Below are 22,684 nucleotides of genomic sequence, written 5' to 3' on the forward strand. Positions count from 1 at the left end.
TCGCCTCCGTTTACCGGTTCGCCAGATCGACATCGACGATCTGGCCCGGCTGGAGCGGCGAAGCCTGATCGACCGGATGCGCCTCGACGAGATAGACAAGTTTCTGGCGCGTTTCGAGCGAATAGATCACCGGCGGCGTAAATTCAGGGTCCGGCGACACATAGCTCACCTTCGCCTTGAGGTCTGCCGCGCAGCCATCGCAACGGACCGACAGCAAGTCGCCCACCCGAACGGAGGAGAATTTTGCTTCCGGGATATAGACTTTCAGCTTCACAGCGCCGTCCGGCAACATGGTCAGCACCGGCGCGGTTGGCCCGGCAATATCGCCCGGATTGCGGATGACATCGGTGATCCGCCCGGCAGCGGGCGCGACGATGGTGCGCTTGGTCAGGTGCCAGCGCGCGGAATCGAGTTGCGCGGCAGCGCTCTTGACCGCGTTTTCAGCCGCCTTGATTTCTTCCGGGCGGGCGGGCAAGCGCCCTACGGCCAGATTGGCCATGCTCTGATTGATGGCCGCTTCGGCGACCTCCACACTGGTTTTGGCATCGTCCAGCTGGGCCTGCGTCATCACCCCGCGCTTGGTGAGGTCCTGCGTACGCAACAATGTGCGCCGCGCATCATCGGCCTGCGCATTGGCGGTGCGCACCGACGCTTCCAGAACCGCAATTTCATCCGGGCGTTTGCCCACCTGCAAATCCGCAAGCTTCGCCTCGGCCTGCGCCCGTGCGGCTGCGGCCTGCGCAACCGCAATCTTCGCATCCGTATCTTCGGTAAGCGCAATCGGCTTGTCCGGTTCCACGCGGTCACCGCGCTTCACCATGACGGATTGCACCTGCGCAACTTCGAGCGGTGCGAGCTGCACGAACTCGCCTTCGACATAGCCGACGGCCAGCGGCTGGCTGCTGCATGCCGCAAACAGATAGGACGCGAAAGGAACGATACAGAGAAGGCTCATTACACTTCGTCCTTAATGTGCTGCGCATCGCGGGCGGCAAGAATGGCGAACAGATTTTGCCGCGCAACGGCTGCAACCGCCCTGGCCTCATCGGGGCCGAAAGCCGCCCAGCCCATGCGCCGCTTCACCGCCTCTTGCCCGATCCGGAAATAGACGACCTGCCCTAACAGCGTAAAAATAGTGAGGCGCGTCTGCTCGCTTTCCGCCGCTTCGCCGGTCGCCGCCTCCCAGACGGCGCAAAGCCGTTTGTGGGTCGGCTCGAAAACGCCGGAATAGATGCGGTCGAGCGCTGCGGTCGGATGCGCCAGCTCCCGCAACAGAAACTGAACGATTTCGCCGGACGCCGGTTGCGCCACGATGAACTGCACCATCCGTTCCAGCGCGACGCCCAGCTGCTGACGCGCGGCCTCCTTCGTCACCGCGGGCTCGCCGATTGCCCCGTAATGACCGAGCGCCTGACCGGCGACGCCCTGTATCGTCTCGACGATATAGTCGGCGGCGGCAAGCCGCAGACCTTCCTTGCCGCCGAAATGATAGGCGATGGACCCGATATTCGCCTTGGCAAAGCCCGCAATTTCGCGCGTCGAGGTGGCGTCGAAGCCTTTCGACCCGAACAGCTGCAATGCCGCATGGATCAACGCCATGCGCGTCTGATCGCTGGGAAGCGATGTTTCGCCTTGGCCAGTGGAGCTGGCCGGACTAGTGCGACGGGGCGGCTTCATAAGATGATTTAATCAATCGATTGATTAAATGTCAAGTTGTCGAAAACTGCGGCATGCATCGCGCAGTTTTTGGTCGGATTGAGTGCGGTTTTACGAAGGCCCTTACCCGTCACTGCGCGCTGGCAATGACTTTCTCCAGTCGCATCTGAACGATCTTCGGTTTTTTGGCGGCGACGATCTGATCGAGATTGGCTGGATTGTCGCCAACAGCGATCAGGGCAACCATGCCCATCGCAAAATGCGGCGTGCATTTGACGAGATAGGCACCGGGCTCCGTGACGGTCAGCACATAGGTCTCGTTCATCTTGCTTTTGAACGGGGCCACGCCTGCCGGAAGCATGTCCTTGACCGACTCGACATAGTGCCCCTTGTCCACCGAAATAAAGGTTACCGTGTCGCCCGGCTTTGCCTTGATAAAGGCCGGTTCGAACACCATGACGCCTTCAGCGCCCTTGTTCAGCATGTGAACTTCAATATTTTCAGCAAAAGCAGGCGCAGAAAGAAGGCCCAAGACACCGGCGGCAAGTCCCAACGCGGTCATACGCATTTTCATGTCGATCTCCATCACAAGCACCGCCGCTGCCCGAGCAGACAGGCCGAAAGCGCCCAAACATGCGGGCAAAGCAGCCCGCAATCGGAAATCTAGTCCCGCTGTATCAGGTTTTCCTTGATTGCAATCAAGGAAACTTAAAACGACGCGCCGACGGGCATGACCATCTCATTGAGTATCTGGACAGGATGCCGGATGGCGCGGCTGTCAATCGCCTTCACCTGCGAGCGGCAGGAATAGCCGGTCGCCATGACGATATCCCCCTCGCCGGACGATGCGAGGATGCCGTTCCAGCTTGCAGCGTACAGCTTTTCCGAAATCGGGCGATTGCGGACCTCATGGCCGAACGTGCCCGCCATGCCGCAACAGCCTGTTTCCGGCACATCCAGCTCCACGCCGATCTGCTGGAACACGGATTTCCACTGCTTCATCGAGGATGGAACATTGCTGCGCTCGGTGCAATGCCCGAGGAGACGCAGCCGCTTTTCACCCGCCATGGTGTCAGCGCTACGCAGACGGTCGCGATGGGCGTGCAGCCATTCCTGCATCAGATTGACCTGCGCCTTGATCCGCGCCGCCTCGACCCCCTTATATTCGCTGCGATAGGTCAGCGTCATGGAAGGGTCGAGACCGACCAGCGCAATGCCCATCTCGGCCAGTTCGTTGAGATAGCGGATGGATTTCGACGCGGTTTTCTCGAAAGCGCCGAGATAGCCGTGAACGTGCAGGGCCTTGCCGTTCTGGTTGGGTGCGGCGAGATAGGGCGTGAAGCCCATCTTGCGCGCCAATTGCAGCGCGGCCAGCCCGACAGCCGGGTCGAAATGGGCCGTGAAGGCATCCAGCACGAACACCACCGCCTGTTGCCGCTGCGCCTCCGTTAGTTTGCGCATCCGCTCCGGTGTTGCCACCGCCACGCCCATGCGTCGCGCTTCACGCGCCAGTGACAAAGCAGGCATTTCCGGCAGCGCCGTCAGCCCGGCCCGACGCATCAGCGCCTGCCCCAGAGATGACCCCACCCATGCATTATAGGCGGGCTTCAGCCGCGCAAACAAAGGCAACGTGTTCTCGATGCTCGCCACCATCATATCCTTGATCGGGCGGGCATAGCGTCCATAGTAGATTTCGAGAAATTTAGCCCGGAACGCCGGAACGCTGACCTTGACCGGACATTGCCCGGCACAGGCCTTGCAGGCGAGGCAGCTATCCATCGCCTCGCGCACTTCATGCGAGAAATCGTTGCGATTGGCGGGGTTGATCGAGTTCCACAGCCTTGCGGGCAGCGTGCGGATTGCACTGGCACTGCGGGCTTTTCCTGCTTCCTTGCGCGGGTCTTTCCCGCTCTCGGCCATCAGGCGCAGCCATTCGCGCATCAGCGAGGCACGGCCCTTCGGCGAATAGCGACGGTCGCGCGTCGCCTTGTAGGACGGGCACATCAGGCTCGCATCGTCGAAATCGAAACAGGCGCCATTGCCGTTGCAATAGGCGGCGTTGTCGAAAGCTTCACGGATTTCCAGACCGATGATCCGGTCGAACTGGCCGCGCAGCGGCACCTCGTCGATCTTCAGCAGTGCCTGCGAGGCGGGCGCTGCGATCTTGCCGGGATTGAGCCGATTGCGCGGGTCGAACAGGCCCTTGATTTCCTGCAGGCTTGGATAAAGCGCGCCGAAAAATTCCGGCACATATTCCGACCGCACGCCCTTGCCGTGTTCGCCCCACAGCACACCGCCATATTTGCGCGTCAGCGCAACCACGCCATCGCTGATCTTGCGCACCAGTGGCTCGTGATCAGTCCGCGTCAGATCGAGCGCCGGGCGCACATGCAACACGCCCGCATCGACATGGCCGAACATGCCATAGCTTAAACCCTCGCCGTCGAGCAGCGCCCGAAACTCGCGAATATAGGCGGCAAGATTCTCCGGCGGCACTGCCGTATCCTCAACAAACGGCACCGGACGCACCGGCCCATCGACATTGCCGAGCAGACCGACCGAGCGCTTGCGCATGGTCCAGATCGCCTCGATATCCTTTGGATCACGCGCAATGGTGTAAGGCTTGCCGCCATCGGACTGATCGGCATCAAGCGCAGCAATCACTTCGCGGAACTTGCTCTCCAGCTCTACCGCGCTGTCGGCCACCAGTTCCACAATGTTGATGCCATTGGTTGGGCTGCCGCCATCATCCGGGAAAAAGCGCGCAATGCCCGGCCAGACAATGTCCTTCTTGGCAAGACCCAGCACCTTTTCGTCGATGGTTTCGACGGAAGCGACCTTCAGCGCCACTAGCGCGCGGGCATGTTCCAGCGCGGTGTTGAAACTGTCATAGCGGATATTGACCAAGAGTGCATGGGCCGGGATCGGCAGAAGATTGACCTCGACCTCCGCGATCATCGCCAGCGTGCCTTCCGATCCGCACAGAATGGCGTTGAGATCGAAACGCCCATCCTCGCGCCACAGATGCTTCAGATCATAACCCGTCATATAACGGTTGAGGTTCGGGAAAATCTCGTCGATCAGCGCCCGTTTTTCGGTCGCGATGCGCGCAACAGCGCGATAAATTTCACCGATACGACCGGGCTTCTGCTGCGCTTGCGCCAGCGCCGGGCCGTCGAGCGGGCGTGACCACAGTTCCTCGCCATTGGTCAGGACGACATTGAGCCCCAGAATGTGATTGCTGGTCTTGCCATAAAGACACGACCCCTGCCCGCAGGCATCCGTGCTGACCATGCCGCCGATGGTGGCACGGTTGGAGGTGGAAAGCTCCGGCGCGAAGAACAGGCCATGCGGTTTCAGCGCCTTGTTGAGCTGGTCTTTCACCACGCCCGACTGGACGCGGGCCACGCGCCGTTCCGTGTCGATGTCCAGAATGCGGTTCATGTGGCGCGAGCAATCGACCACAATACCGGAGGTGAGCGACTGGCCATTGGTGCCGGTGCCGCCGCCGCGTGGCGAAATCACCACGTCGCGAAATGCCGGTTGTTCCAGAACCGATGTAAGGATTTTCAGATCGTCCGTGCCCTTGGGAAACACGATGCCGGTCGGCTCTACCTGATAGATCGAATTATCGGTGGAATAGACGGTACGCGAGCTGTCGCCGACTTCCACGTCACCTTGAAAGCCCGCCCGGGCCAAGTGCTGCGAGAGTTCGAGTGTGAGGCCGTTGAGGGGCTGTTTCCTGATCAGAGACGGTATCATGCGGGACTCAAAAAATCTGCATCGCCATGGGCGGCACGCCGCATGCCGGAGTGGTCCCACTACGCTATATGAAAAGCAATGTCGAGGCTCTCCGATGCCGCGATTGCCGCAGGCTTCGTCTAACACTATAGTTGCAAATTCGTCAGGCCGTGGCGAAAGGAGTGATTTTCGAGTACCGGAGCGGAGCGTACTTTTGGGTACGTGAGCACCGGCGCACAGGAAATTGCTCGTTGCAGACCGGCATGGCGAAGAATGCAGCTGTAGTGTTAAACGCGCTCAAGCTTTACGTGAGGCAGCGGCGGCAACTCGACTTCAATCGGATCGTCAGCGCGCACATGCCCACCAGCGAGAACGATGGTCATGACACCAGTTTTGCGGATCACTTCGCCATCCGGCATCTTGTCGAGCACTGCCGAGAGAAGGCCTTTCTGGAAGTTTTCAATCTGCGGGCATGGATTGCGCAAGCCTGTCACCTGCAACACCACATCCTTGCCGATTTTAAGCAAAGCGTCTCTCGGCAAACCCAGCAAATCGACACCCCGCGTGGTGACGTTCTCGCCAAGATCAGCAGGCGCGATCTGAAAACCTTTTTCCGACAGTTCGTCGAAAAGTTCGGCCTGAATGAGATGCACCTGTCGCAGATTGGGCTGGGTCGGATCCACCTTCACGCGTGAACGGTGTTTCACCGTTGTGCCCTGATGCGCATCGCCCTCGACACCAAGCCCGGTCAGGATATTGATTTCCGGTACGGGCTGCTTGGAAAAACGATGTTCCCCATCGCGTGCAACGGCCACGACAAATCCACCACGCATGATCCTCATCCCATCTGTTGCTCTGGCCATTTGTGTAGCGACCAAATTACTGTTGCAGAGCAGGTTTCTCGCAAAGGAAAAAACACTCCCGGCCTGCTATCATAGGTTATAAGACATTTATGTGAATGCAGGCAGGACGAGGCGCAGATTGCAACAGAAAAACGCGCATAGCGAGTTTCGCTGGGGGATATGGGGAACTGGCGCCATTGCCAGCGCCTTCGCAGCCGATATCGCTGCCGTTGAAGGCATGCGCGTTTCCGCCGTCTGTTCGCGTACGCTGGAAGCGGCGGAAGCTTTCGGCAACCGTATCGGCGCCGCCAAGACCTTCAACACGGTCGGCACATTCCTTGCAGACCCGGATATCGATGCGGTCTATATCGCAACGCCCAGCGCCATGCATGTCGCGCAGACCTTGCAGGTCATTGCCGCAGGCAAGCCCTGCCTGACCGAGAAACCGCTGGCGCTTGATGCCGCTGGCGCGGGGCGTCTTTCGGCAGCCAGCGAAATCAGCGGGACTTTCGTGATGGAGGCGATGTGGTCAAGGTTTCTTCCCGCCATACAGGCAGCGAAACGCCACATCGAGACGGGCACCATCGGCAAGGTCACGCGCATCGACGCGGACCTCTCCTATCTGCGCGCCTATGACCGGCAGAGCCGCTTCTTCGATCCGGAACTGGGCGGCGGGGCAGCCTTCGACCTCGGCGTCTATCCGGTCTCGCTGGCGCTGTTCTTCATAGGACCGCCGGAGCGCTCGCAGGGCCGCTGCAAACGCGCCGATAACGGCGTCGATCTGCGCACGGAGATCGAACTGTTCTGGCCCGGCGCGGAAGCCCGGCTCTCCTGCGGCTTCGACCGGGATGGCGACAATCGTATGCTGATCACGGGAACCAAGGGCGCGCTGTTGTTGCACGGACCTTTCCTGAAGGCCCAGCGCCTGACTGTCTATTCCGCTGGTGCATCGAAATCACCCTTTGGACCAGGCAAAGGCTCCGGCCTGTTTGGCAAGATCATCAACCGCCTGCCCCTGCCGGGTCGCAAAATCGAAAACCACACCTTTTCCGGCAACGGGCTTCAGTTTCAGGCGCTGGCCGTGCGCGATGCCGTGCGCAATGGCGCGATTTCAAGTCCGGTCATGCCTCTGACGGACAGCACAGCCGTGGCGGACATCCTGCATCGGATCGTATCGAGCGATTAGAAACTGCTCTTCATCTGATACGGCACCGCGCTGTCGCCAGCATTGTTGAGCGCCAGCGCGATTTCGGTAATGTGCAGCGCCACATCACCGGAAAAGAACGCCGTCGCGCCCGTTTCGATGGCGCGCGCCTGATCGGCGATACCGCGTGCAAAATCGATCTGCGACGGGTAAGCAGGCAAAGCGGATTTACCGTCCTTTGGATAGGATAGCTTCTTTCCGGCAACCGGCTTCCACGACAGGAACTTGCCGATCCGCACTTCAAGGATGATGAAAAGCCGCGCCCAGAACCGCGTCTTTTCATCCGCCTTTTCAAGCCGCACGGCAGAGCGGTTGTCCCACAGATCGTCCACGCTGATCGAGCCCTTGTCACCCACCACCGTCAGGCTGCGGTCGCGCGGCATGGCGAGACCCGATGTCAGCCGCGCCACAAGGCCCGACTTGAAACGCAGGCAACCGACCGAAAAATCGGGAGCCATGTGGAGATGTTCCGTGCCCGGCCCCTTGTCGGGAAAGGTGATCGCAGAAAACGCCGTGACGCTTTCCACCGGGCCGAACAGCGAAACCAGCCATGACAGCGCATAGCCTGCATGTTCGAGCGTGCAGCCGATTTCAAATTCGTGCAGGCCGGGCCAGGCCGCGCCGGAGGCCGAGCGCCATGTGGACCATCTGTCGCGAAAAACCGGGCCGTCTTCCATCTGCGCATAGACGAGACGCGGCGTGCCGATAGTGCCGATAGCCGAGGAAACCAGCCGCTGCGCATCGCTGAGACCATTGGCGGGTGCAGCGGCCAGCGTCAGGCCGCGGCTCGCGGCAAAATCGACCAGCGCGCGCGCCTCATCGAAACTCATGGCGAGCGGCTTTTCGGAATAGACATGCTTGCCTGCGGCGAGTGCCGCCCGCGAAATCTCATAATGGCTTTCCGGCGTCGTCAGATTGACCACGATCTGCACGTCCGGGTCTGCCAGCACGGCATCGAAACTGTCATAGACCTGCACGCCATAATGCGCCGCAAATGCCTTGAGCCGCTCCGGCGACCGATCATAGACGCCGCGCAGCACCAGTTCGGGATAATTGCGTAGGGTGGTCATGTAGTAATCGGCGACGAAACCCGTGCCGACAATTGCAATATTCATGAATGATCTCCGGTAGAAGCGGCCAGCCTTTTCGGTATGCTGATTCTGGATGTCAGTCGCAGCCCGAAAATCCCCAACAAAGTGGTGAGCCAGACCGGGTCCACGCGTCGGAAGAAGAAGCTTTCCATCATCGCGTTCAACGTGCAGAAGAACACGATCATCAGGAAGTAATCGGCCAGAAGCAGGTTTTCGCGCTGCGGCCTGCACCGCATATAATTGACCAGCGGCATCACGATGATCACCGCCACGCCGCAGATCAACCCCGGAATGCCCATGGCGATGACCAGATCGAGATAGCCATTATGGGCATGGACCATGTTGCGCACATCCCAGCCGAGATAATAAGGATTGGCCGCCTCCAGCGCGATGGGCGATTTCCAGAAGCTTTCATAGCCATAGCCGGTCCACAATCGGCCCGGCAGATTTTCGATTGCAAATTGCCAGATCGACACGCGCCCGGTGAAAGTCGCGTCAATGCCGAGGCTCTCGACAAATTGGCGGACCGGATCGAACAGCACCGTCCCGAAAGTAAGGAACGCGAACAGGAACTGAATGGAAAAAATCGCCGCAACGGTCAGAAATCGCAGGCCGAATGCACCCGGCACCATTACCAGCAACATGGCCATCGGCACCAGCGCCATGGTGGTTTTCGAGCCGGTCTGCGCGACGAAGAACAAGGCCGACAGGCCAATCAGCACGCCGCTGACGCGCCAGCCCCGCCGCCAGAGATAAAGCCCTGAAAAGGCGAAAGCCGCCATGACGGGACCGGCCACATTCTTGTGGCTGAAGACACCGCGCCAGAGATAGGAGTTTTGCGGTTCGATCGGGTCTGCACCATGGGTTGCCCCCGCAGGCAACAGCACCACGCCAGCATAGGAAATAACCAGCACGACAGATGCTACCGTCATCAAAAGTCGTGCATAGCCATCGCCGTCCTGCGGCAACGCGAGAACCGCGACGACACAGCAAACGCCGATCATCGTGAAAATAGCGCCGCGCATGACTACAGCCGGATAGATGCTCTGCATGAGCGACGCGAATAGCAGGAGAAACATCAGCGACCAGCCGAAGCCGACAATCCGCGCCACCTTTCGCGGGTCGGCCAGCGTGGCAAGCGCCAGCATGGCCATGACACCCAGAAGGCTGAAACCGAGCTGGTTGATGATATCGCCGCCGCCACCGCCATCGGTTTCCGGCTCGGGCATGAATGGGCGAAACGAAATCATCAAAATGCACATGATGATCATGGCGGCAGCGAGCGCCACCTTCCGCATTTGCGCACGGTGCGCCCCCGCAACCCCGGCTGCGACAGCACTGGGTGCGCCGCTGTCAGTTTTTGTCCGGGTTGCGATACTGCTCATGCTCATATCCAAAATGCGCCATGACCCGGCCCAATCCGACATGGATATAATAGGCGCCGACGGAAACCCAACGCGCCTGAACCGCCTTGTAGACCGCCTTGAACGGCGAAAAGCCCAGCAGAAACGCGCTCTTGAGAAAGACCCGCGCCGCGCTGAACGGTTCGTCCTTGCGCTTGCGCCGCTCCATCATGGTGGAAATCATGCCATTGCGCAAACCGCGCGCCCGAATCCAGTCGGCTTCCAGCCGCCGCGCCGGGACGGTTTCACGCACCGGGGCTTCCGCGCACCAGCCTGTCTTGAAACCCTTGGCGACGGAACGGCTGATGAAATCCGAATCGCCGCCGCCGGTGAAGTTGAACATCGGATCGAGAAACGGAAAACCCGCCGCTTCCAGCACAGGCCGCGCCACAGCCAGATTGCCGGATGAATAGAGCGTCGGCACCGGTCCGCTCTGCTGATAGGTCGGCAGGAAAACCGGATGCCGCGCCCACGCCTCCGAGCCCGGGCGGTCGAAAACCGGCACCTGCGGGCCACCGACCAGATCGACGCAATAGCGTTCCGCCGCAGCGATCATATTTTCCAGCCATGACGGGTCGGCCAGTTCGTCGTCATCGATCACCAGCACATGCTTCATGGCGGGGAAATAGCCAAGCGCTGTCAGCCAGGCCGCATTATAGGCGTTGCAATTGCCGCGCTGCATTTCCACGATCACCAGACCGCGATAAGTGCCCGCCGCAAAAAGCGGTGCCGCGACCGCCGCGCCCGCGCGTTCCTCCGCCTCGTTTTCCACCACGATGATCGCGAATTGCCGTCCGGTCACCTGCCCCTTCACGCTTTCCAGCGTGCGCAGGAGATGTTCGGGGCGGCGAAATGTCGGCAGCGTCACGACCACCTCGACATTTGCAAAATCCAAATGGGGTGTTTCAGCAATGACTTGAATATGATCGGGAAGCTTCGGCGTTCTGTTGTCCATTATATTTTCAACCGCCGCCCTATTTCCCAATGCAAAACCAATTGGCACTCTTGCCGGAAATGCCCTATTTTTGACACGTAAACTTCTCTATGCCACATCAATTCTTCAATCGGTGCGGTTGTACTGAAAAACAGCGCTCCATCCGATTCAACAAATTGTTTTCAAGCCCTTATTACCAGCCGAGCGTTTAAGGATCATTTACACCGCGCGGCTATGAATCGGGGAATAAGAAATACGGCATATCCGCAGGAGTCGAATTGCAACCGTTGCGTCTTGTCTTCGTGACATCCCTCGTACCCCACGAAGATGCTTCGACTGGATATGAAGTCGCCAATGCCGCTGTCATCAACGGGCTGCGCCGGGCGGGTGCACAGGTCACGGTCATCGGCTTCACATGGCCCGGGCGCAAGGCTGCAACCGACCGTGATGTCGTCGTGCTGGGCGAAGTGGAAGTGCGCACCGAAGGCGCAAGTGCGGCGCAGAAAATCGGCTGGGTGGTCAAATCCTTCCTGACCGGGCTGACGGTTTCCTCCGCCAAGCTGCGCGTCATTTCCCCGATGAAATTTCATGACGCCATCGTAGCTTGCGGCGATTTCGACGCCTATGTGCTGAATGGTGTTGCCCTGCCGGGCGCGTTCGAAACGGTATTTCGCGACAAGCCATCGCTTTTTGTCGCCCATAATGTGGAACACCGCTCAGCGCGCGAAAACGCCGAAGACGCCAAGGGCATCATCCAGAAACTTCTGTTCGCCCGCGAAGCCCGCATTCTCAAGCGGCTGGAAAAGCGGCTCTGCGACAATGCAGATTTCGTCTTCACCTTTGCCGAGGATGATGCGCCAGCGTTGGGCCTGTCGCAGACAAAAGCCGCGACCTTCCCGCTGGTCATGCCAGCCGGGCGCGTATCGGCCAAACGCGATATCGCCTATGACCTCGCCTTGATCGGCACCTGGACATGGCACCCGAACCGGATTGGCCTTGAATGGTTCCTCAAAGAAGTGAGGCCTTTGCTGCCCGCAAATATATCCATCGCGATCGCCGGCAGCACGCCAGCTGATCTGATTGCCGCATGGCCGGGCGTGAATTTCGTCGGCAAAGTACCGGACGCTACCGCCTTCGTTGAAAGCTGCGCCGTCGTGCCACTGATCAGCCGCGCAGGCACGGGCGTTCAGCTCAAGACCATCGAAACCTTCGAGCTTGGCATGCCAAGCGTCGCCACCGCGCATTCTGTGCGCGGCATCGCCCGCATTCCTGAAAACTGCACCCTTGCCGACACGCCAGCGGCATTTGCAGCGGCGATCCAGACGCGCATTGCCAAAGCCCGCGCAGGTGACCGTCAGATGCTCGACGGCAAGGCGTTTACCCGCTCGCAGATCGACGGCATGGATCAGGCGCTTTCACGCGGGCTGGATGCGCTCCGTCTCGCGTCAAAGCGTGCGGACGGAGCGCAATGATGCCGGAACCAAGCCCCGTTCACGCCCGCAATATTCTCGGCATCAAGGTCACCGGTTTCAACTGGGACCAAGCGCTCGACTTTTTCGACAAGGCGCTCGAAGACGGACAATTCCTGCGCGTGGCATGGCTCAATGCCCATTGCGCCAATGTTGCCCATGCGGATGCGACCTATAGGCAGGCCTTGCAGAGTTTTCTCGTGCTGCCGGATGGGGTCGGCGTCGATATTGCAAGCAAGATCGCCTATGGGCAGAAATTTCCCGCCAATCTCAACGGAACGGATTTCGTTCCGCGCCTTCTCGGCCATATCAAGCGGCCCCTGCGCATCGGGCTGATCGGCGGGCGGCCCGGCATCCCCGAACAGGCTGCCGAAGCTTTTCGCGCCCGCGCGCCGCAGCACGACTATCGGGTCTTTGCGGACGGGTTTTTCGGAAGCCACCAGATGACCGCCATCCTCGACCGGCTGGCGGAATATCGCCCGGACATCGTGCTGGTCGCTATGGGGGTGCCCTTGCAGGAATTGTTCATCCGAACCCATATCACGGCAGCGCATTGCACCATGGCCTGCGCGGTTGGCGCCTTGTTCGATTTTCAGGCAGGCGCCACCGAACGCGCGCCGCAATGGGTGCGCGACATGCGCCTCGAATGGGCCTACCGGCTGATGCGTGAGCCGGGCCGGCTGGCCGGGCGCTATCTCGTCGGCAATCCGCTTTTCCTGTGGCGGGTCGTGCAGCATGCAGTTTCGGGATATTTCAGACAGGACAAGCGATGAAAACGGCACTGGTAACGGCAAGCTACCACAAGGATTTCGAGCGTTGCAAATTGCTGTGCGAGACCGTGGACCGTCATGTCAGCGGCTTCACCAATCACTATATCCTTGTCGAACCGCGCGATGTCCCGCTTTTCCGGCAGCTGGCCGGGCCGCGCCGCATCATTATCGACGAGCGCGAGTTACTGCCGTCCTGGCTGCGCGTGTTTCCCGATCCGACATCGTTCGGCAAGCGCCGCATCTGGCTGTCGCCCAAAACAAAACCGCTGCGCGGCTGGCATGTGCAGCAATTGCGCCGCATCGCGGTGGCGCAATTGCTGGAGGAAGACAGCTTTCTCTACATGGATTCCGATACGGTTTTCCTGCATCCATTCGATTGCAACAGCCTGTGGCATGGCGAGCGGCTGCGCCTCTTCGTGCGCCCCAATGCGCTGGCCGATCCGAAATGGACGGAGCATCCGTTCTGGTCGGCCAATGCGGCAAAAATTCTCGGCATTCCCGAGACGAAAACCTCGCTCAATGATTATGTCGGCCAGCTGATCGCATGGCGGCGCGACACGATGCTTTCCATGTGCGAGCGCATCGAACAGCAGACCGGACGCCACTGGGTGGCGGGCATCGGGATGAACCGCCGTTTCTCGGAATGTTTCATCTATGGCCGCTATGTGGAAGATGTGCTGAACGGTTCCGGTCACTTTACCGACACGCATGATCTGTGCCGGGTGATGTGGTTCGAGCCGCCGCCGACCGAAGCGGAATTCCGCGCCTTCATCACCGAAATGGAACCCTATCAGGTTGCCATTTGCATGCAGTCGTTTCTGGGGCTTTCAGCCGACGATATTCGCCGCATCACCAGCGGCTGACCTTAAATTCGTTTGGCTGGGAGCTTCAGGCTCGTATAGGTGAAGACCAGCGACAGGATATAAAGCGCGCCGAAGACAAGATTGAGGCCCGCAATCCAGTCATTGCCGCCAGCGGCATGCCTGAGCAGAAGCCAGACAAACAAAGCCTTGGCAGCCGTCATGATAACGAGGCTGAGCGTCCGCAGGCCCGACTGGCCGCGCGCATAGAGAAGCTCGGTCTGGTATTCGATCAGATTGCGGAACCCCGGCACCAGCAGAACCAGCGGCAGCAGGCTGACAATGGCCGCGACATTGGCGCCGAGCGCATTGGGAAACACCCAGAGGAAGATCGCAAGTACCGCAAGCCCGCCCGTTGAGACGGCAAACACCGACGCTTCCAGCCCGGCGCGCAGACGCAGGCTCGACAGCATGTCGGGCTTGCGCATCAGCTTTTGCACCAGCATCATGTTGAAGGAGCGTACCGGCAGCGCCGTCAGATCGACCAGCCGCATGACAATGGCATAAAGCCCGGCTATTTGCGGCCCGCCAACACTCAGCACCAGCAACTTGTCCAGCTCGCTTTGCACATAGAAAAGCAGTTCCGCCCCGGCGACCGCAACCGAATCCGCGATGCGGCGCATATAGAGTTTTGGCCGGAAACGAATTTTCCGTCGCGGATAGAAGCAGATCGACACGGCAAGCGCCGCGGCATTGGCCGCAAGATACCACCATGCCCAGTGGGCGACGTCATGCACCGTCGCCATCCAGGTGAACAGCACCGCCGCAACCGCGCGCGTGACCGTGCCGAAAATGACGAGGCTTGCCGAAATGCCGAAACGGTTGAGGCCGTTATTGACGATGATGATGACTTCCGCCGACCGCCAGAACAGGGCTTCCGCCGCGATGATAATGGCGAAAGGCAAAAACGTGATATCCCGGCTGAAGAAGACCAGATAGACGAGCCAGGAGCAGAGCGCGAAAAGCGGCAGCGATCCCACCACCGCCATGAGATAACCCGCGCTATAGGTACCGAGAAGATGCGGCTTGACGGTGGCGATGCGATAAAGCGGCGAGGTAAAGCCTAACGACACAATGCGGGACAGCATGACGCCCGTGCCCGATGCGGTTGCGAAAATGCCGAAATCGCCGGTTGGCAGGGTATTGGCAAGCGCGATGAAATAGACCAGCGAAACCACGAGCCGCCCGACCGAACCAGAGACGAGCGACAGATAATCCCTGAACAGGCCGGACTTGAGACCAGATTTCAGGCGATCCATTTTTTGAAATGCTTTCGCTATCACCAACGAACCTTTGTCTTCGTCGCATCGCTCATGATCTCGCATGTTTCACGGGCCGAAGCGAAAAGCCAGCGCAAAACCCGGCATACGATATTGAATGGTTAACCGGTTGCATTTTCCATCGGGAGAATTGCAATAACATTAACCAATTTTTTCCCGTAGGCACTTACAGTCTCAACCCAAACGGGTTTTCAGAGTTCGGATATTTCAGGCAATGAGCAGCGATGATAAGCGTCATAAAGAGGGGAGCGGGAAACCCCTTCTCTCATTCTCCGACGCGCCAGCTGCCGTAAGCCGGACATCGAACGCTCCGACGCCACCCCAGGCACCTCCCCAAACACCCCCGTGGACTCCCCCCGCTTCGAAAGAGGAGCGCGAGGATTTCACTCGTACGCACGATCTCAACCCGGAGCGGCTGACCGAGGAAGAACTCGAAGCCTTGCAGGAACGGCTTGCGGCCATCGAGACCGAGCTTGACCGCAAGCTGGTCGAGCGCCAGCGGCGCAAGCGGGTCGCGCGCGAAAGCGAGCCGCCGCTTGCTGATGAAACAAACCATCACGAACCGGGGGCCGCGACCCCACCCGCCACCACGCCACCCGCCCCACAGGCCGGAAACGGTGATTCCGGCGATGGCTGGCGTCCGCTGATCGACCCTTATGCGGCAATCGACGTCATCAAGGGATCGCGCAAGCTACTGCTTGTCACCACCGTTCTCGGCGGCATTGCCGGTGTGCTGATCGCACTTTCCATGCCGACCATGTATGTGGCGACGACCGATGTTCTGGTCGATCCACGCAACATCAAAACGGTGGGCACCGAACTGACCCCCGGCCAGCTGCCCACCGACGCCTCGCTGGCGGTGGCGGAAAGCCAGGCGCGTATCATCGGTTCCAGCAGCGTGCTTTTGAAGGTGATCGACCAGACCAAGCTTACTGAAGACCCGGAATTTAACGGGACGCTGGTGCCAACCGGTGTGGCCGGTTTCTTCGCGCAGATCCGCGACATGCTGTCCACTAAGAAGACAAGCGACGGTCAGGCGCTGGAAACGCGGGTTCTCTACAATCTCTACAAGGCGATGACCATCGCTCGCGATGCCAAGACCTTCATCTATTCGATTTCGGTCAAAACCCGCGATGCGCAAAAATCGGCCTCACTGGCCAATACGATCAGCACGGTGTTTCAGAACGAGCTTGCCTCGATGCAATCCGACGCAACGCGCCGCACATCGGAAGAATTATCCACCCGGCTGGCCAGCCTGCGCGCAAGCGTCGAGCAGGCGGAAACGGCAGCAGCCGATTTCCGCGCCGCGCATGATCTCGTGGATGTTGACGGCAAACTGATCAGCGATAGCGATTTGAGCTACCTCAACCAGCAGCTTTCCAACCAGCGCGCCGAAACGATGCGGTTGCAGGCCCGCACGCAGGTGATGAACAGCGCCACATCGGACAATGTGGTGGCCGGTACATTGCCGGAAGAGTTGCGTTCCAACACACTGACCACTTTGCGCGCGCAATATGCGCAGGCAAGACAGGCGGCCAACGGCATGTCCTCGCAATTGGGGCCCCGCCATCCGCAATTGATACAGGCGCAATCGCAGGCAGGCGCAATCCTCGGCGATATCGACGCCGAACTGCGCCGCGTGCGTTCCTCGCTTCAGGTCGAGGTGCAACGTTCGGTTCAGCAGGAGAAGGAATTGTCGGCTCGTCTGGCGCAATTGAAAGCCCAACAGGCCAACAATAATGGCGATCTGGTCAAGCTGCGCGAACTGGAGCGGGAAGCGGCAGCGCGCCGCTCCGTCTATGAAGCCTTCCTCCTGCGCTCGCGCGAAACCGGCGAACAGGAAGGCCTCAACACGGTCAATATCCGTGTGCTTTCGGAAGCGCGTCCGCCGCTCGATCCTTCGGGAAAATCGCGCAAGCTGGTGGTGATTGCAGGATTGATCGCCGGTCTTCTGGCGGGGTTTGCCATCACAGCCGTCCGCAATTTCGGACGGCTGCTGCGGCTTTCAAGATAGTCTCAGGCGGCGCGCGGCACCTTGCGGCCACTTGCCCGCAGAACGCCGTGGGCACCGTCGAGGTGGCCGGGCTTCAGTTCAAGCGCCAGAAAACGACGCTTTTCATAAGGGCCGGGCATGGCCAGTTCGCCGGTCTTTTCTGCCGTGAAGCCGAAACGCTCGTAATATTCCGGATCCCCCACCAGCAGGATCGCGCCATGGCCAAGCGTGCTTGCTTCGGCAATCGCATGACGCATCAGGGCCGAACCCAGGCCGCAACCGGCAGCCAACGGATCCACAGCCAGCGGCCCAAGCAGCAGCGCGGCAACCGGAAAGCCGAAGGCGTCGATGCCAGCCTGCACATTCCACAGGCGAACGGTGCCAGCGAGAGCGCCATCGGCGCTCTCGGCAGCAAAGGCCAGCCCTGCGGCGGGAAGACGACCGCGACGCAGCTTTTCCGAAGACTTTCTGCGGCGACCTTCGCCCATGGCACGGTCGAGCAGCGCCTCGCGCGCCAGCACATGCTCTACCGTCTCGCCCGCTATCGCAAAAGCAGGCGCAGCAACGGGGGCAAAGCCCGGCACGAAGCCAGCGGCATCATTGTCCTGAAAATCGTGAATTGCATTCATCACATCTATCCCCGCAAAGCGGCAGCAGCACACCCTGTCTAGTGCCTTGCGGCACCAGACAGATTGAGAGGATCCTCAGGGTTAAACCTGAAAGATCAGATGACGTAGGATCGGAGCGGTTCGAAGCCGTTGAACGCCACCGCCGAATAGGTGGTGGTGTAAGCACCCGTGCCTTCGATGAGGATTTCGTCACCGATGGTCAGCGAGACCGGCAGCGGATACGGCGTCTTTTCGTAAAGAACATCCGCACTGTCGCAGGTCGGGCCAGCCAGTACGCAAGGCTCGGTTTCGCTACCGTCATGCGGGGTCACGATCTGATAGCGGATCGCCTCGTCCATGGTTTCGGCGAGACCGCCAAACTTGCCAATGTCGAGATAGACCCAGCGCACATTGTCGTTGTCCGCCTTGCGGGAGACCAGAACCACTTCGGTCTTGATCACGCCTGCATTGCCGACCATGCCGCGGCCCGGTTCGATGATGGTTTCCGGGATGCGGTTGCCGAAATGCTTGGACAGCGCGTCGAAGATCGCCATGCCGTAAGCCTGAGCGGTCGGCACGTCCTTGAGGTAACGGGTCGGGAAACCGCCGCCCATATTGACCATGCGCAACACGATGCCTTCATCGGCAAGGGTGCGGAACACCGATGCCGCATCGCCAAGCGCGCGGTCCCAGGCGGAAAGGTCCGTCTGCTGCGAGCCGACATGGAACGACACGCCATAAGCGTCGAGACCGAACACCTTGGCATGACGCAGCACGTCCACGGCCATTGCAGGCACGCAGCCGAACTTCCGCGACAGCGGCCATTCGGCGCCTTCACCGTCGGTCAGAACGCGGCAGAACACGCGGCTGCCGGGAGCGGCGCGCGCAACCTTCTCGACTTCCTCCACGCAATCGACCGCGTAGAGACGGATGCCCAGCTCGAAAGCGCGCGCAATATCGCGCTCCTTCTTGATGGTGTTGCCGTAGGAAATACGGTTCGGTGTTGCGCCGGCTTCCAGCGCCATTTCAATCTCGGCAACCGAAGCGGTATCGAAGCAGGAACCGAGCGAAGCGAGCAGGCGCAGGATTTCCGGCGCAGGATTGGCCTTCACCGCATAGAAAATGCGGGAATAGGGCAATGCCTTCTCAAAGCTCTGATAGTTCTCGCGGACAACATCGGTGTCGACGACGAGGCAGGGACCGTCCGGGCGACGGGTGTTGAGGAAATCAATAATGCGCTGTGTAGCCATGGTCGTTCTCCTGCGGCGACCCTAACCGGGCCGTTTTTGGTGCGCAATCGCGAAAAGTTGCTGCCTTTTCTGACAAATGCGCATAAAAACAAATACTTAGAGCATCGCCCCACCCCCAAGGGGCAGGAAATTCTCTAAGAGACAAAGGTGCATGAGACCCTCGCCGCGAAGTCAGCCTTTGGAGGCGCTGATATCACACGAAAGAGCATGCGGCGTTGGAACAACGCTAGATCCGCGTTATTCCGCTTTGTCTGCCTTGGATTGGAATTGGAGAACCGCATCCGCACTACCGGCAATGAAGGTGTGCCTCTTCAGTAATTTCGGCTTTTGGACAGCCGAAAGACACCAGAAAGGCCCGCACCGTCGTTGCTTCAAGATGTCCTCGATCTGGCGGTTGGCCAACAGATCGACTGGAGCGGTTAGGTCCAGGTACCGTACCGAATTCCTCACCATTCGAGGATCGGCGGACACCCACAGGCACGTGCGACTTTGGGCAAGGGCGATATAAGCGCAAAGCCGTGACCATTCAATGACAAATCTTTGTCGAAATGAATTTATTTTTCGACCGTTTTGGAGGCAAAGCGCGCTTGCCATTGTTCAGCAAGAGTGAAACATTCCATCGGAAATCTTCACTTTCTATTCAAAATACAGGCAGATTCCTGCCCCTAATGGTGAACAATGACCACCTTCGATCCTTTCAATGCGATCATCGCGAAGCCCGAAAATCCCCTTCCCCACGCGGAAAATGGACCGCTTTTCGGCGAGCGGCTGGCGGTCAAGGACATATATGATCTGGCTGGAATGGTCACCGGATGCGGCAATCCGCAGATTCTGGTCGAATCACCCCCCGCTCAAAAATCCGCTCCCGTGGTCGAAAAGCTGCTTGGCGCTGGTGCCGAAGTCATCGGCAAGGCCCAGACGGACGAGCTTGCCTTTTCGCTGATGGGGCAGAATTCGCATTATCCCCATCCCATCAATCCTGCCGCGCCGGACCGCGTGACGGGCGGGTCGTCGTCGGGCTCCGCGGCGGCAGTCGCAGGCGGGATCGCCGATATTGCGCTCGGCTCCGATACGGGCGGGTCGATCCGCGCGCCTGCCAGTTTCTGTGGCCTTGTTGGCCTGCGCACCACCCACGGCCGCATCCCGCTTGAAGGCATCATGCCGCTCGCACCGTCACTCGATACGATCGGCTGGTTTGCACGCGACGTCTCGCTTTATGAAAAGGTGGGCGCGGTCCTGCTGGGTGGAGACGAACAGTCGTTTCAGCTGACCCAGCTTCTCTATATGCCGGTTCTGGAGCAGCTTCTGCTCGGACAGGCGGAAACCGACGCCTATCGCGCCATGTTCGGGGCAATTCGCCCGCATTTTTCGGGCCTGAAGGCGGCGAGTCAGCCAACCCTGTCCATCGACGAACTTTATCTCGCCTTCCGGCAGATACAGGGCGCCGAAGCTTGGGCAAGCCACGGCGCATGGATATCCTCCGGCGAACGCCAGCTCGGCCCGGGTGTCGTTGATCGCTTTACCTATGGATCGCAGATGACGCCCGAGATCGTGGCCCAACAGCGGACGAGGCGCGCGCGTTTCACGCAGGAGCTTGAGGCGATCATCGGCGATCATGCCGTGCTTGCTTTGCCCACGGTCCCCGGAGCGGCACCGCTCGCAAACGAACCTTTCGAGGCCTTGCAGGCCTATCGTGAACAGGCATTGCGCTTGCTTTGTCTTTCGGTGCTTTCGGGTCTGCCGCAAATCACATTACCACTTGGGCCGCTGGGCGAAGTGCACGGCGCGCCCTTCGGCATATCTCTCATCGGGCCACGTGGCAGCGACCGGGCGCTGGTCGCGCTTGGCAAAACCATTCTTGAAACGCGGGGCTAAAACAGATGGACACGCTGACACGTATGCGCGCCTTTATCGACGTGGTGGAGGCGGAAGGGTTTTCTGCCGCAGCGCGAAAAATCGGGCGCTCCAAAGCCCTTTTGTCCAAATATGTGCGCGAGCTGGAAGACGAGCTGGGTGCGCGCCTTCTCAACCGCACCACGCGCCAGTTTTCGCTGACCGAGGCGGGGCACACCTATTACCACCGGGCCGTGGAAATCATCCGCGAAATCGACGCGCTTCAGGATGCCGTCAGTGAAACCAGTTCCGATGCGCGCGGGCGCATAAAACTGTCCGCGCCACGCACCTTTGCCGATGCGGTGATCGGCCAGTCGCTGATCGATTTCTGCCTTGCGCATCCTGAAATCGTGCTCGACGTGCGGCTGGACGACCGCTTTGTCGATCTGGTCGAGGAAGGTTTCGACCTCGCGATCCGCATCACGCGCTTGCAGGATTCTTCCCTCATCGCGAAGAGGCTTTCGCCCTTCCATTCCATCCTGTGCGGTGCACCGGCGCTGATCGCCCGCGTCGGCAAGCCCGAACGACCGGAAGACCTGACCGACAGGCCCTGCATCATCGACACCAATGCCCGCTCACGCAACAACTGGCACTTTCGCAACACGGATGGCTCGATGATGACCGTGCCGGTCAATGGCCCCATCGAGGTCAACAGCCCGGTCGCCACCAAAAACGCCGCTCTGGCGGGTCTCGGCTTCTGTTCGCTGCCCGCCTTCATCGCCGAAGAAGAAATCGAGCGCGGCAGGCTGGTCGCCTGTCTCGACGAATTTATCGTGCGGGACGGCGGCATCTATGCGGTCTATCCGCATCGGCGCTATCTGCCGGCGAAAATCCGCGCGCTTGTGGATTTTCTCACACAATGGTTCAAGGAACGGGAGCAAGGCGGAGCCGCGAAAAGCCCGACTTCATAAAACTATCGGCGTTTTGGGCTATGTGTCCCACTTTCGCCGTCTTCGGCTTCGAGCATTAGGTAGTACTTACGGAAAGACTATATGCAGGTTTCGTCATCGCGGTTCAAAGCCCGGTTCGCCCGGACCACCACAGCGGCCCTTCTGGCTGCTGGCCTCGTGCCGACGGCGGCGCTTGCCCACCCGCATGTCTTTGCCGAAGCGCGTCTGGAACTCACCATTGCGCCGGACGGCACGGTTCAGCAGCTCGCCCATGTCTGGCGCTTCGACGATGTGTTTTCGTCAACCGTGCTGATGGAATTCGACAAGAATGGCGATCTCAAGCTCGACCATAAAGAGCTGATCGATCTCGGCCATGTCATCAATGAATCCATTGCAGAGTTCAAATATTTCCAGACCGTTCAGGAGGATGCCAAGGATGTCGCGATGGTGAGACCCAACGATCTTGCCGCGACCTTTACCGACAACCGCCTGCTGATCGTCTTCACCAGCAAGCCCGCCAAGCCGCTCAAGCTGCAGCCCGGCCACAAGGTGAGTTTCGGCGTCTATGACCCGACATTCTATACCGCGATTGACTATGTGGACGACAAGGAACTTGTGGTGAAGGGTTTGCCGCAGGGCTGCAAATCGACCGTCGTGCGCCCCGATCCCGATCAGGCCATCGCGCAAAATCAGGCAACGCTGACCGAGGCCTTCTTCAACGATCCGGCGGGCACCGACATGTCGAAGATTTTCGCCACCCGCCTTGAAATCGACTGCGCCGCGAAAGGATAGACGAGCCG

At 59.8% G+C, this 22,684-nt stretch carries 19 protein-coding genes; 8 read left to right on the forward strand and 11 right to left on the reverse strand.

The window, feature by feature from the left end; genetic code table 11:
* Nucleotides 1–10: 10 nt before the first annotated feature.
* The 5 genes from HWD97_RS08220 to HWD97_RS08240 all read right to left on the reverse strand — a co-directional run bounded on the left by HWD97_RS08220 (nt 11) and on the right by HWD97_RS08240 (nt 6,230).
* Entirely contained in the window at nt 11–955 is a 945-nt protein-coding gene (locus HWD97_RS08220; protein WP_121539242.1) for an HlyD family secretion protein, read from the reverse strand.
* Nucleotides 955–1,677: a DUF1956 domain-containing protein gene (locus tag HWD97_RS08225; protein WP_121539241.1), complete on the reverse strand. Its 723-nt coding sequence runs from the start codon at nt 1,675–1,677 to the stop codon at nt 955–957. Before HWD97_RS08225 ends, HWD97_RS08220 begins: the two co-directional genes overlap by 1 nt.
* Nucleotides 1,678–1,786: 109 nt before the next feature.
* Entirely contained in the window at nt 1,787–2,224 is a 438-nt protein-coding gene (locus HWD97_RS08230) for a pseudoazurin (protein WP_121539252.1), read from the reverse strand.
* 140 nt (nt 2,225–2,364) lie between these two features.
* Complete coding sequence (locus HWD97_RS08235; protein WP_121539240.1) at nt 2,365–5,418, reverse strand: FAD-binding and (Fe-S)-binding domain-containing protein; 3,054 nt, start codon at nt 5,416–5,418, stop codon at nt 2,365–2,367.
* A 266-nt stretch (nt 5,419–5,684) separates the two neighbouring features.
* Nucleotides 5,685–6,230 carry an MOSC domain-containing protein gene (locus tag HWD97_RS08240; protein WP_109367739.1) on the reverse strand — a complete coding sequence of 182 codons (546 nt, stop codon included), beginning with the start codon at nt 6,228–6,230 and terminating at the stop codon, nt 5,685–5,687.
* A gap of 148 nt (nt 6,231–6,378) precedes the next feature.
* Between HWD97_RS08240 and HWD97_RS08245 the strand changes: the two genes are divergently transcribed.
* Nucleotides 6,379–7,425, forward strand: a complete 1,047-nt coding sequence (locus tag HWD97_RS08245; protein WP_121539239.1) for a Gfo/Idh/MocA family protein — start codon at nt 6,379–6,381, stop codon at nt 7,423–7,425.
* Here the strand turns inward: HWD97_RS08245 and HWD97_RS08250 are convergent.
* The 3 genes from HWD97_RS08250 to HWD97_RS08260 are packed head-to-tail and all read right to left on the reverse strand — an operon-like array spanning nt 7,422 to nt 10,892.
* Nucleotides 7,422–8,558 carry a Gfo/Idh/MocA family protein gene (locus HWD97_RS08250; protein WP_109367741.1) on the reverse strand — a complete coding sequence of 379 codons (1,137 nt, stop codon included), beginning with the start codon at nt 8,556–8,558 and terminating at the stop codon, nt 7,422–7,424. The two genes, HWD97_RS08245 and HWD97_RS08250, sit on opposite strands and share 4 nt — an antisense overlap.
* Nucleotides 8,555–9,919: an O-antigen ligase gene (locus HWD97_RS08255; RefSeq protein ID WP_109367742.1), complete on the reverse strand. Its 1,365-nt coding sequence runs from the start codon at nt 9,917–9,919 to the stop codon at nt 8,555–8,557. Before HWD97_RS08255 ends, HWD97_RS08250 begins: the two co-directional genes overlap by 4 nt.
* The gene (locus HWD97_RS08260) at nt 9,888–10,892 is read right to left on the reverse strand and encodes a glycosyltransferase family 2 protein (protein ID WP_109367743.1); all 1,005 of its coding nucleotides are present in this window, start codon (nt 10,890–10,892) and stop codon (nt 9,888–9,890) included. The genes HWD97_RS08255 and HWD97_RS08260 overlap by 32 nt, the downstream gene beginning before the upstream one ends.
* A 257-nt stretch (nt 10,893–11,149) precedes the next feature.
* On the opposite strand from HWD97_RS08260, the gene HWD97_RS08265 reads away from it, so the two are divergent.
* The 3 genes from HWD97_RS08265 to HWD97_RS08275 are packed head-to-tail and all read left to right on the forward strand — an operon-like array spanning nt 11,150 to nt 13,973.
* A complete protein-coding gene (locus HWD97_RS08265) occupies nt 11,150–12,343 on the forward strand; it encodes a glycosyltransferase family 4 protein (RefSeq protein ID WP_109367744.1) in 1,194 nt (397 codons plus the stop codon).
* Nucleotides 12,343–13,113 (forward strand): WecB/TagA/CpsF family glycosyltransferase, encoded by a 771-nt coding sequence (locus tag HWD97_RS08270; protein WP_109367745.1) that lies wholly within the window; start codon nt 12,343–12,345, stop codon nt 13,111–13,113. Before HWD97_RS08265 ends, HWD97_RS08270 begins: the two co-directional genes overlap by 1 nt.
* A complete protein-coding gene (locus tag HWD97_RS08275) occupies nt 13,110–13,973 on the forward strand; it encodes a DUF6492 family protein (protein ID WP_109367746.1) in 864 nt (287 codons plus the stop codon). Before HWD97_RS08270 ends, HWD97_RS08275 begins: the two co-directional genes overlap by 4 nt.
* Before the next feature lie 2 nt (nt 13,974–13,975).
* Here HWD97_RS08275 and HWD97_RS08280 read toward each other — a convergent pair whose 3' ends face one another.
* Complete coding sequence (locus HWD97_RS08280; RefSeq protein ID WP_109368026.1) at nt 13,976–15,253, reverse strand: lipopolysaccharide biosynthesis protein; 1,278 nt, start codon at nt 15,251–15,253, stop codon at nt 13,976–13,978.
* A gap of 211 nt (nt 15,254–15,464) precedes the next feature.
* Between HWD97_RS08280 and HWD97_RS08285 the strand changes: the two genes are divergently transcribed.
* On the forward strand, nt 15,465–17,264 hold the full coding sequence (locus tag HWD97_RS08285; protein WP_371834933.1) for a GumC family protein: 1,800 nt from the start codon (nt 15,465–15,467) through the stop codon (nt 17,262–17,264).
* A gap of 2 nt (nt 17,265–17,266) precedes the next feature.
* Here the strand turns inward: HWD97_RS08285 and HWD97_RS08290 are convergent, their stop codons facing one another.
* Complete coding sequence (locus HWD97_RS08290) at nt 17,267–17,872, reverse strand: GNAT family N-acetyltransferase (protein ID WP_109367748.1); 606 nt, start codon at nt 17,870–17,872, stop codon at nt 17,267–17,269.
* A 95-nt stretch (nt 17,873–17,967) separates the two neighbouring features.
* The gene (odc2, locus tag HWD97_RS08295; protein ID WP_109367749.1) at nt 17,968–19,101 is read right to left on the reverse strand and encodes an ornithine/lysine decarboxylase; all 1,134 of its coding nucleotides are present in this window, start codon (nt 19,099–19,101) and stop codon (nt 17,968–17,970) included.
* Between the two features lie 678 nt (nt 19,102–19,779).
* Here odc2 and HWD97_RS08300 point away from each other — a divergent pair.
* The 3 genes from HWD97_RS08300 (at nt 19,780) to HWD97_RS08310 (ending at nt 22,676) form a co-directional block, all read left to right on the forward strand.
* On the forward strand, nt 19,780–20,976 hold the full coding sequence (locus HWD97_RS08300) for an amidase (RefSeq protein WP_371834934.1): 1,197 nt from the start codon (nt 19,780–19,782) through the stop codon (nt 20,974–20,976).
* A 5-nt stretch (nt 20,977–20,981) separates the two neighbouring features.
* The gene (locus HWD97_RS08305; RefSeq protein WP_109367752.1) at nt 20,982–21,905 is read left to right on the forward strand and encodes a LysR family transcriptional regulator; all 924 of its coding nucleotides are present in this window, start codon (nt 20,982–20,984) and stop codon (nt 21,903–21,905) included.
* An 81-nt stretch (nt 21,906–21,986) separates the two neighbouring features.
* Nucleotides 21,987–22,676 carry a DUF1007 family protein gene (locus HWD97_RS08310; protein ID WP_121539235.1) on the forward strand — a complete coding sequence of 230 codons (690 nt, stop codon included), beginning with the start codon at nt 21,987–21,989 and terminating at the stop codon, nt 22,674–22,676.
* Nucleotides 22,677–22,684 lie beyond the last annotated feature (8 nt).

Origin of the sequence: Ochrobactrum sp. C6C9 (assembly GCF_022627935.1) — a bacterium.
GTDB classification, from domain to species: Bacteria; Pseudomonadota; Alphaproteobacteria; order Rhizobiales; family Rhizobiaceae; genus Brucella; species Brucella teleogrylli.

What these genes read in the sequence shown, in the direction of transcription:
- odc2 (WP_109367749.1), bottom strand. Translation starts at nt 19,101, where the DNA reads ATGGCTACACAGCGCATTATTGATTTCCTCAACACCCGTCGCCCGGAC.
- HWD97_RS08300 (WP_371834934.1), top strand. Translation starts at nt 19,780, where the DNA reads ATGACCACCTTCGATCCTTTCAATGCGATCATCGCGAAGCCCGAAAAT.
- HWD97_RS08255 (WP_109367742.1), bottom strand. Translation starts at nt 9,919, where the DNA reads ATGAGCAGTATCGCAACCCGGACAAAAACTGACAGCGGCGCACCCAGT.
- HWD97_RS08285 (WP_371834933.1), top strand. Translation starts at nt 15,465, where the DNA reads ATGAGCAGCGATGATAAGCGTCATAAAGAGGGGAGCGGGAAACCCCTT.
- HWD97_RS08250 (WP_109367741.1), bottom strand. Translation starts at nt 8,558, where the DNA reads ATGAATATTGCAATTGTCGGCACGGGTTTCGTCGCCGATTACTACATG.
- HWD97_RS08275 (WP_109367746.1), top strand. Translation starts at nt 13,110, where the DNA reads ATGAAAACGGCACTGGTAACGGCAAGCTACCACAAGGATTTCGAGCGT.
- HWD97_RS08290 (WP_109367748.1), bottom strand. Translation starts at nt 17,872, where the DNA reads ATGAATGCAATTCACGATTTTCAGGACAATGATGCCGCTGGCTTCGTG.
- HWD97_RS08305 (WP_109367752.1), top strand. Translation starts at nt 20,982, where the DNA reads ATGGACACGCTGACACGTATGCGCGCCTTTATCGACGTGGTGGAGGCG.
- HWD97_RS08240 (WP_109367739.1), bottom strand. Translation starts at nt 6,230, where the DNA reads ATGCGTGGTGGATTTGTCGTGGCCGTTGCACGCGATGGGGAACATCGT.
- HWD97_RS08235 (WP_121539240.1), bottom strand. Translation starts at nt 5,418, where the DNA reads ATGATACCGTCTCTGATCAGGAAACAGCCCCTCAACGGCCTCACACTC.
- HWD97_RS08225 (WP_121539241.1), bottom strand. Translation starts at nt 1,677, where the DNA reads ATGAAGCCGCCCCGTCGCACTAGTCCGGCCAGCTCCACTGGCCAAGGC.
- HWD97_RS08220 (WP_121539242.1), bottom strand. Translation starts at nt 955, where the DNA reads ATGAGCCTTCTCTGTATCGTTCCTTTCGCGTCCTATCTGTTTGCGGCA.
- HWD97_RS08310 (WP_121539235.1), top strand. Translation starts at nt 21,987, where the DNA reads ATGCAGGTTTCGTCATCGCGGTTCAAAGCCCGGTTCGCCCGGACCACC.
- HWD97_RS08270 (WP_109367745.1), top strand. Translation starts at nt 12,343, where the DNA reads ATGCCGGAACCAAGCCCCGTTCACGCCCGCAATATTCTCGGCATCAAG.
- HWD97_RS08260 (WP_109367743.1), bottom strand. Translation starts at nt 10,892, where the DNA reads ATGGACAACAGAACGCCGAAGCTTCCCGATCATATTCAAGTCATTGCT.
- HWD97_RS08230 (WP_121539252.1), bottom strand. Translation starts at nt 2,224, where the DNA reads ATGCGTATGACCGCGTTGGGACTTGCCGCCGGTGTCTTGGGCCTTCTT.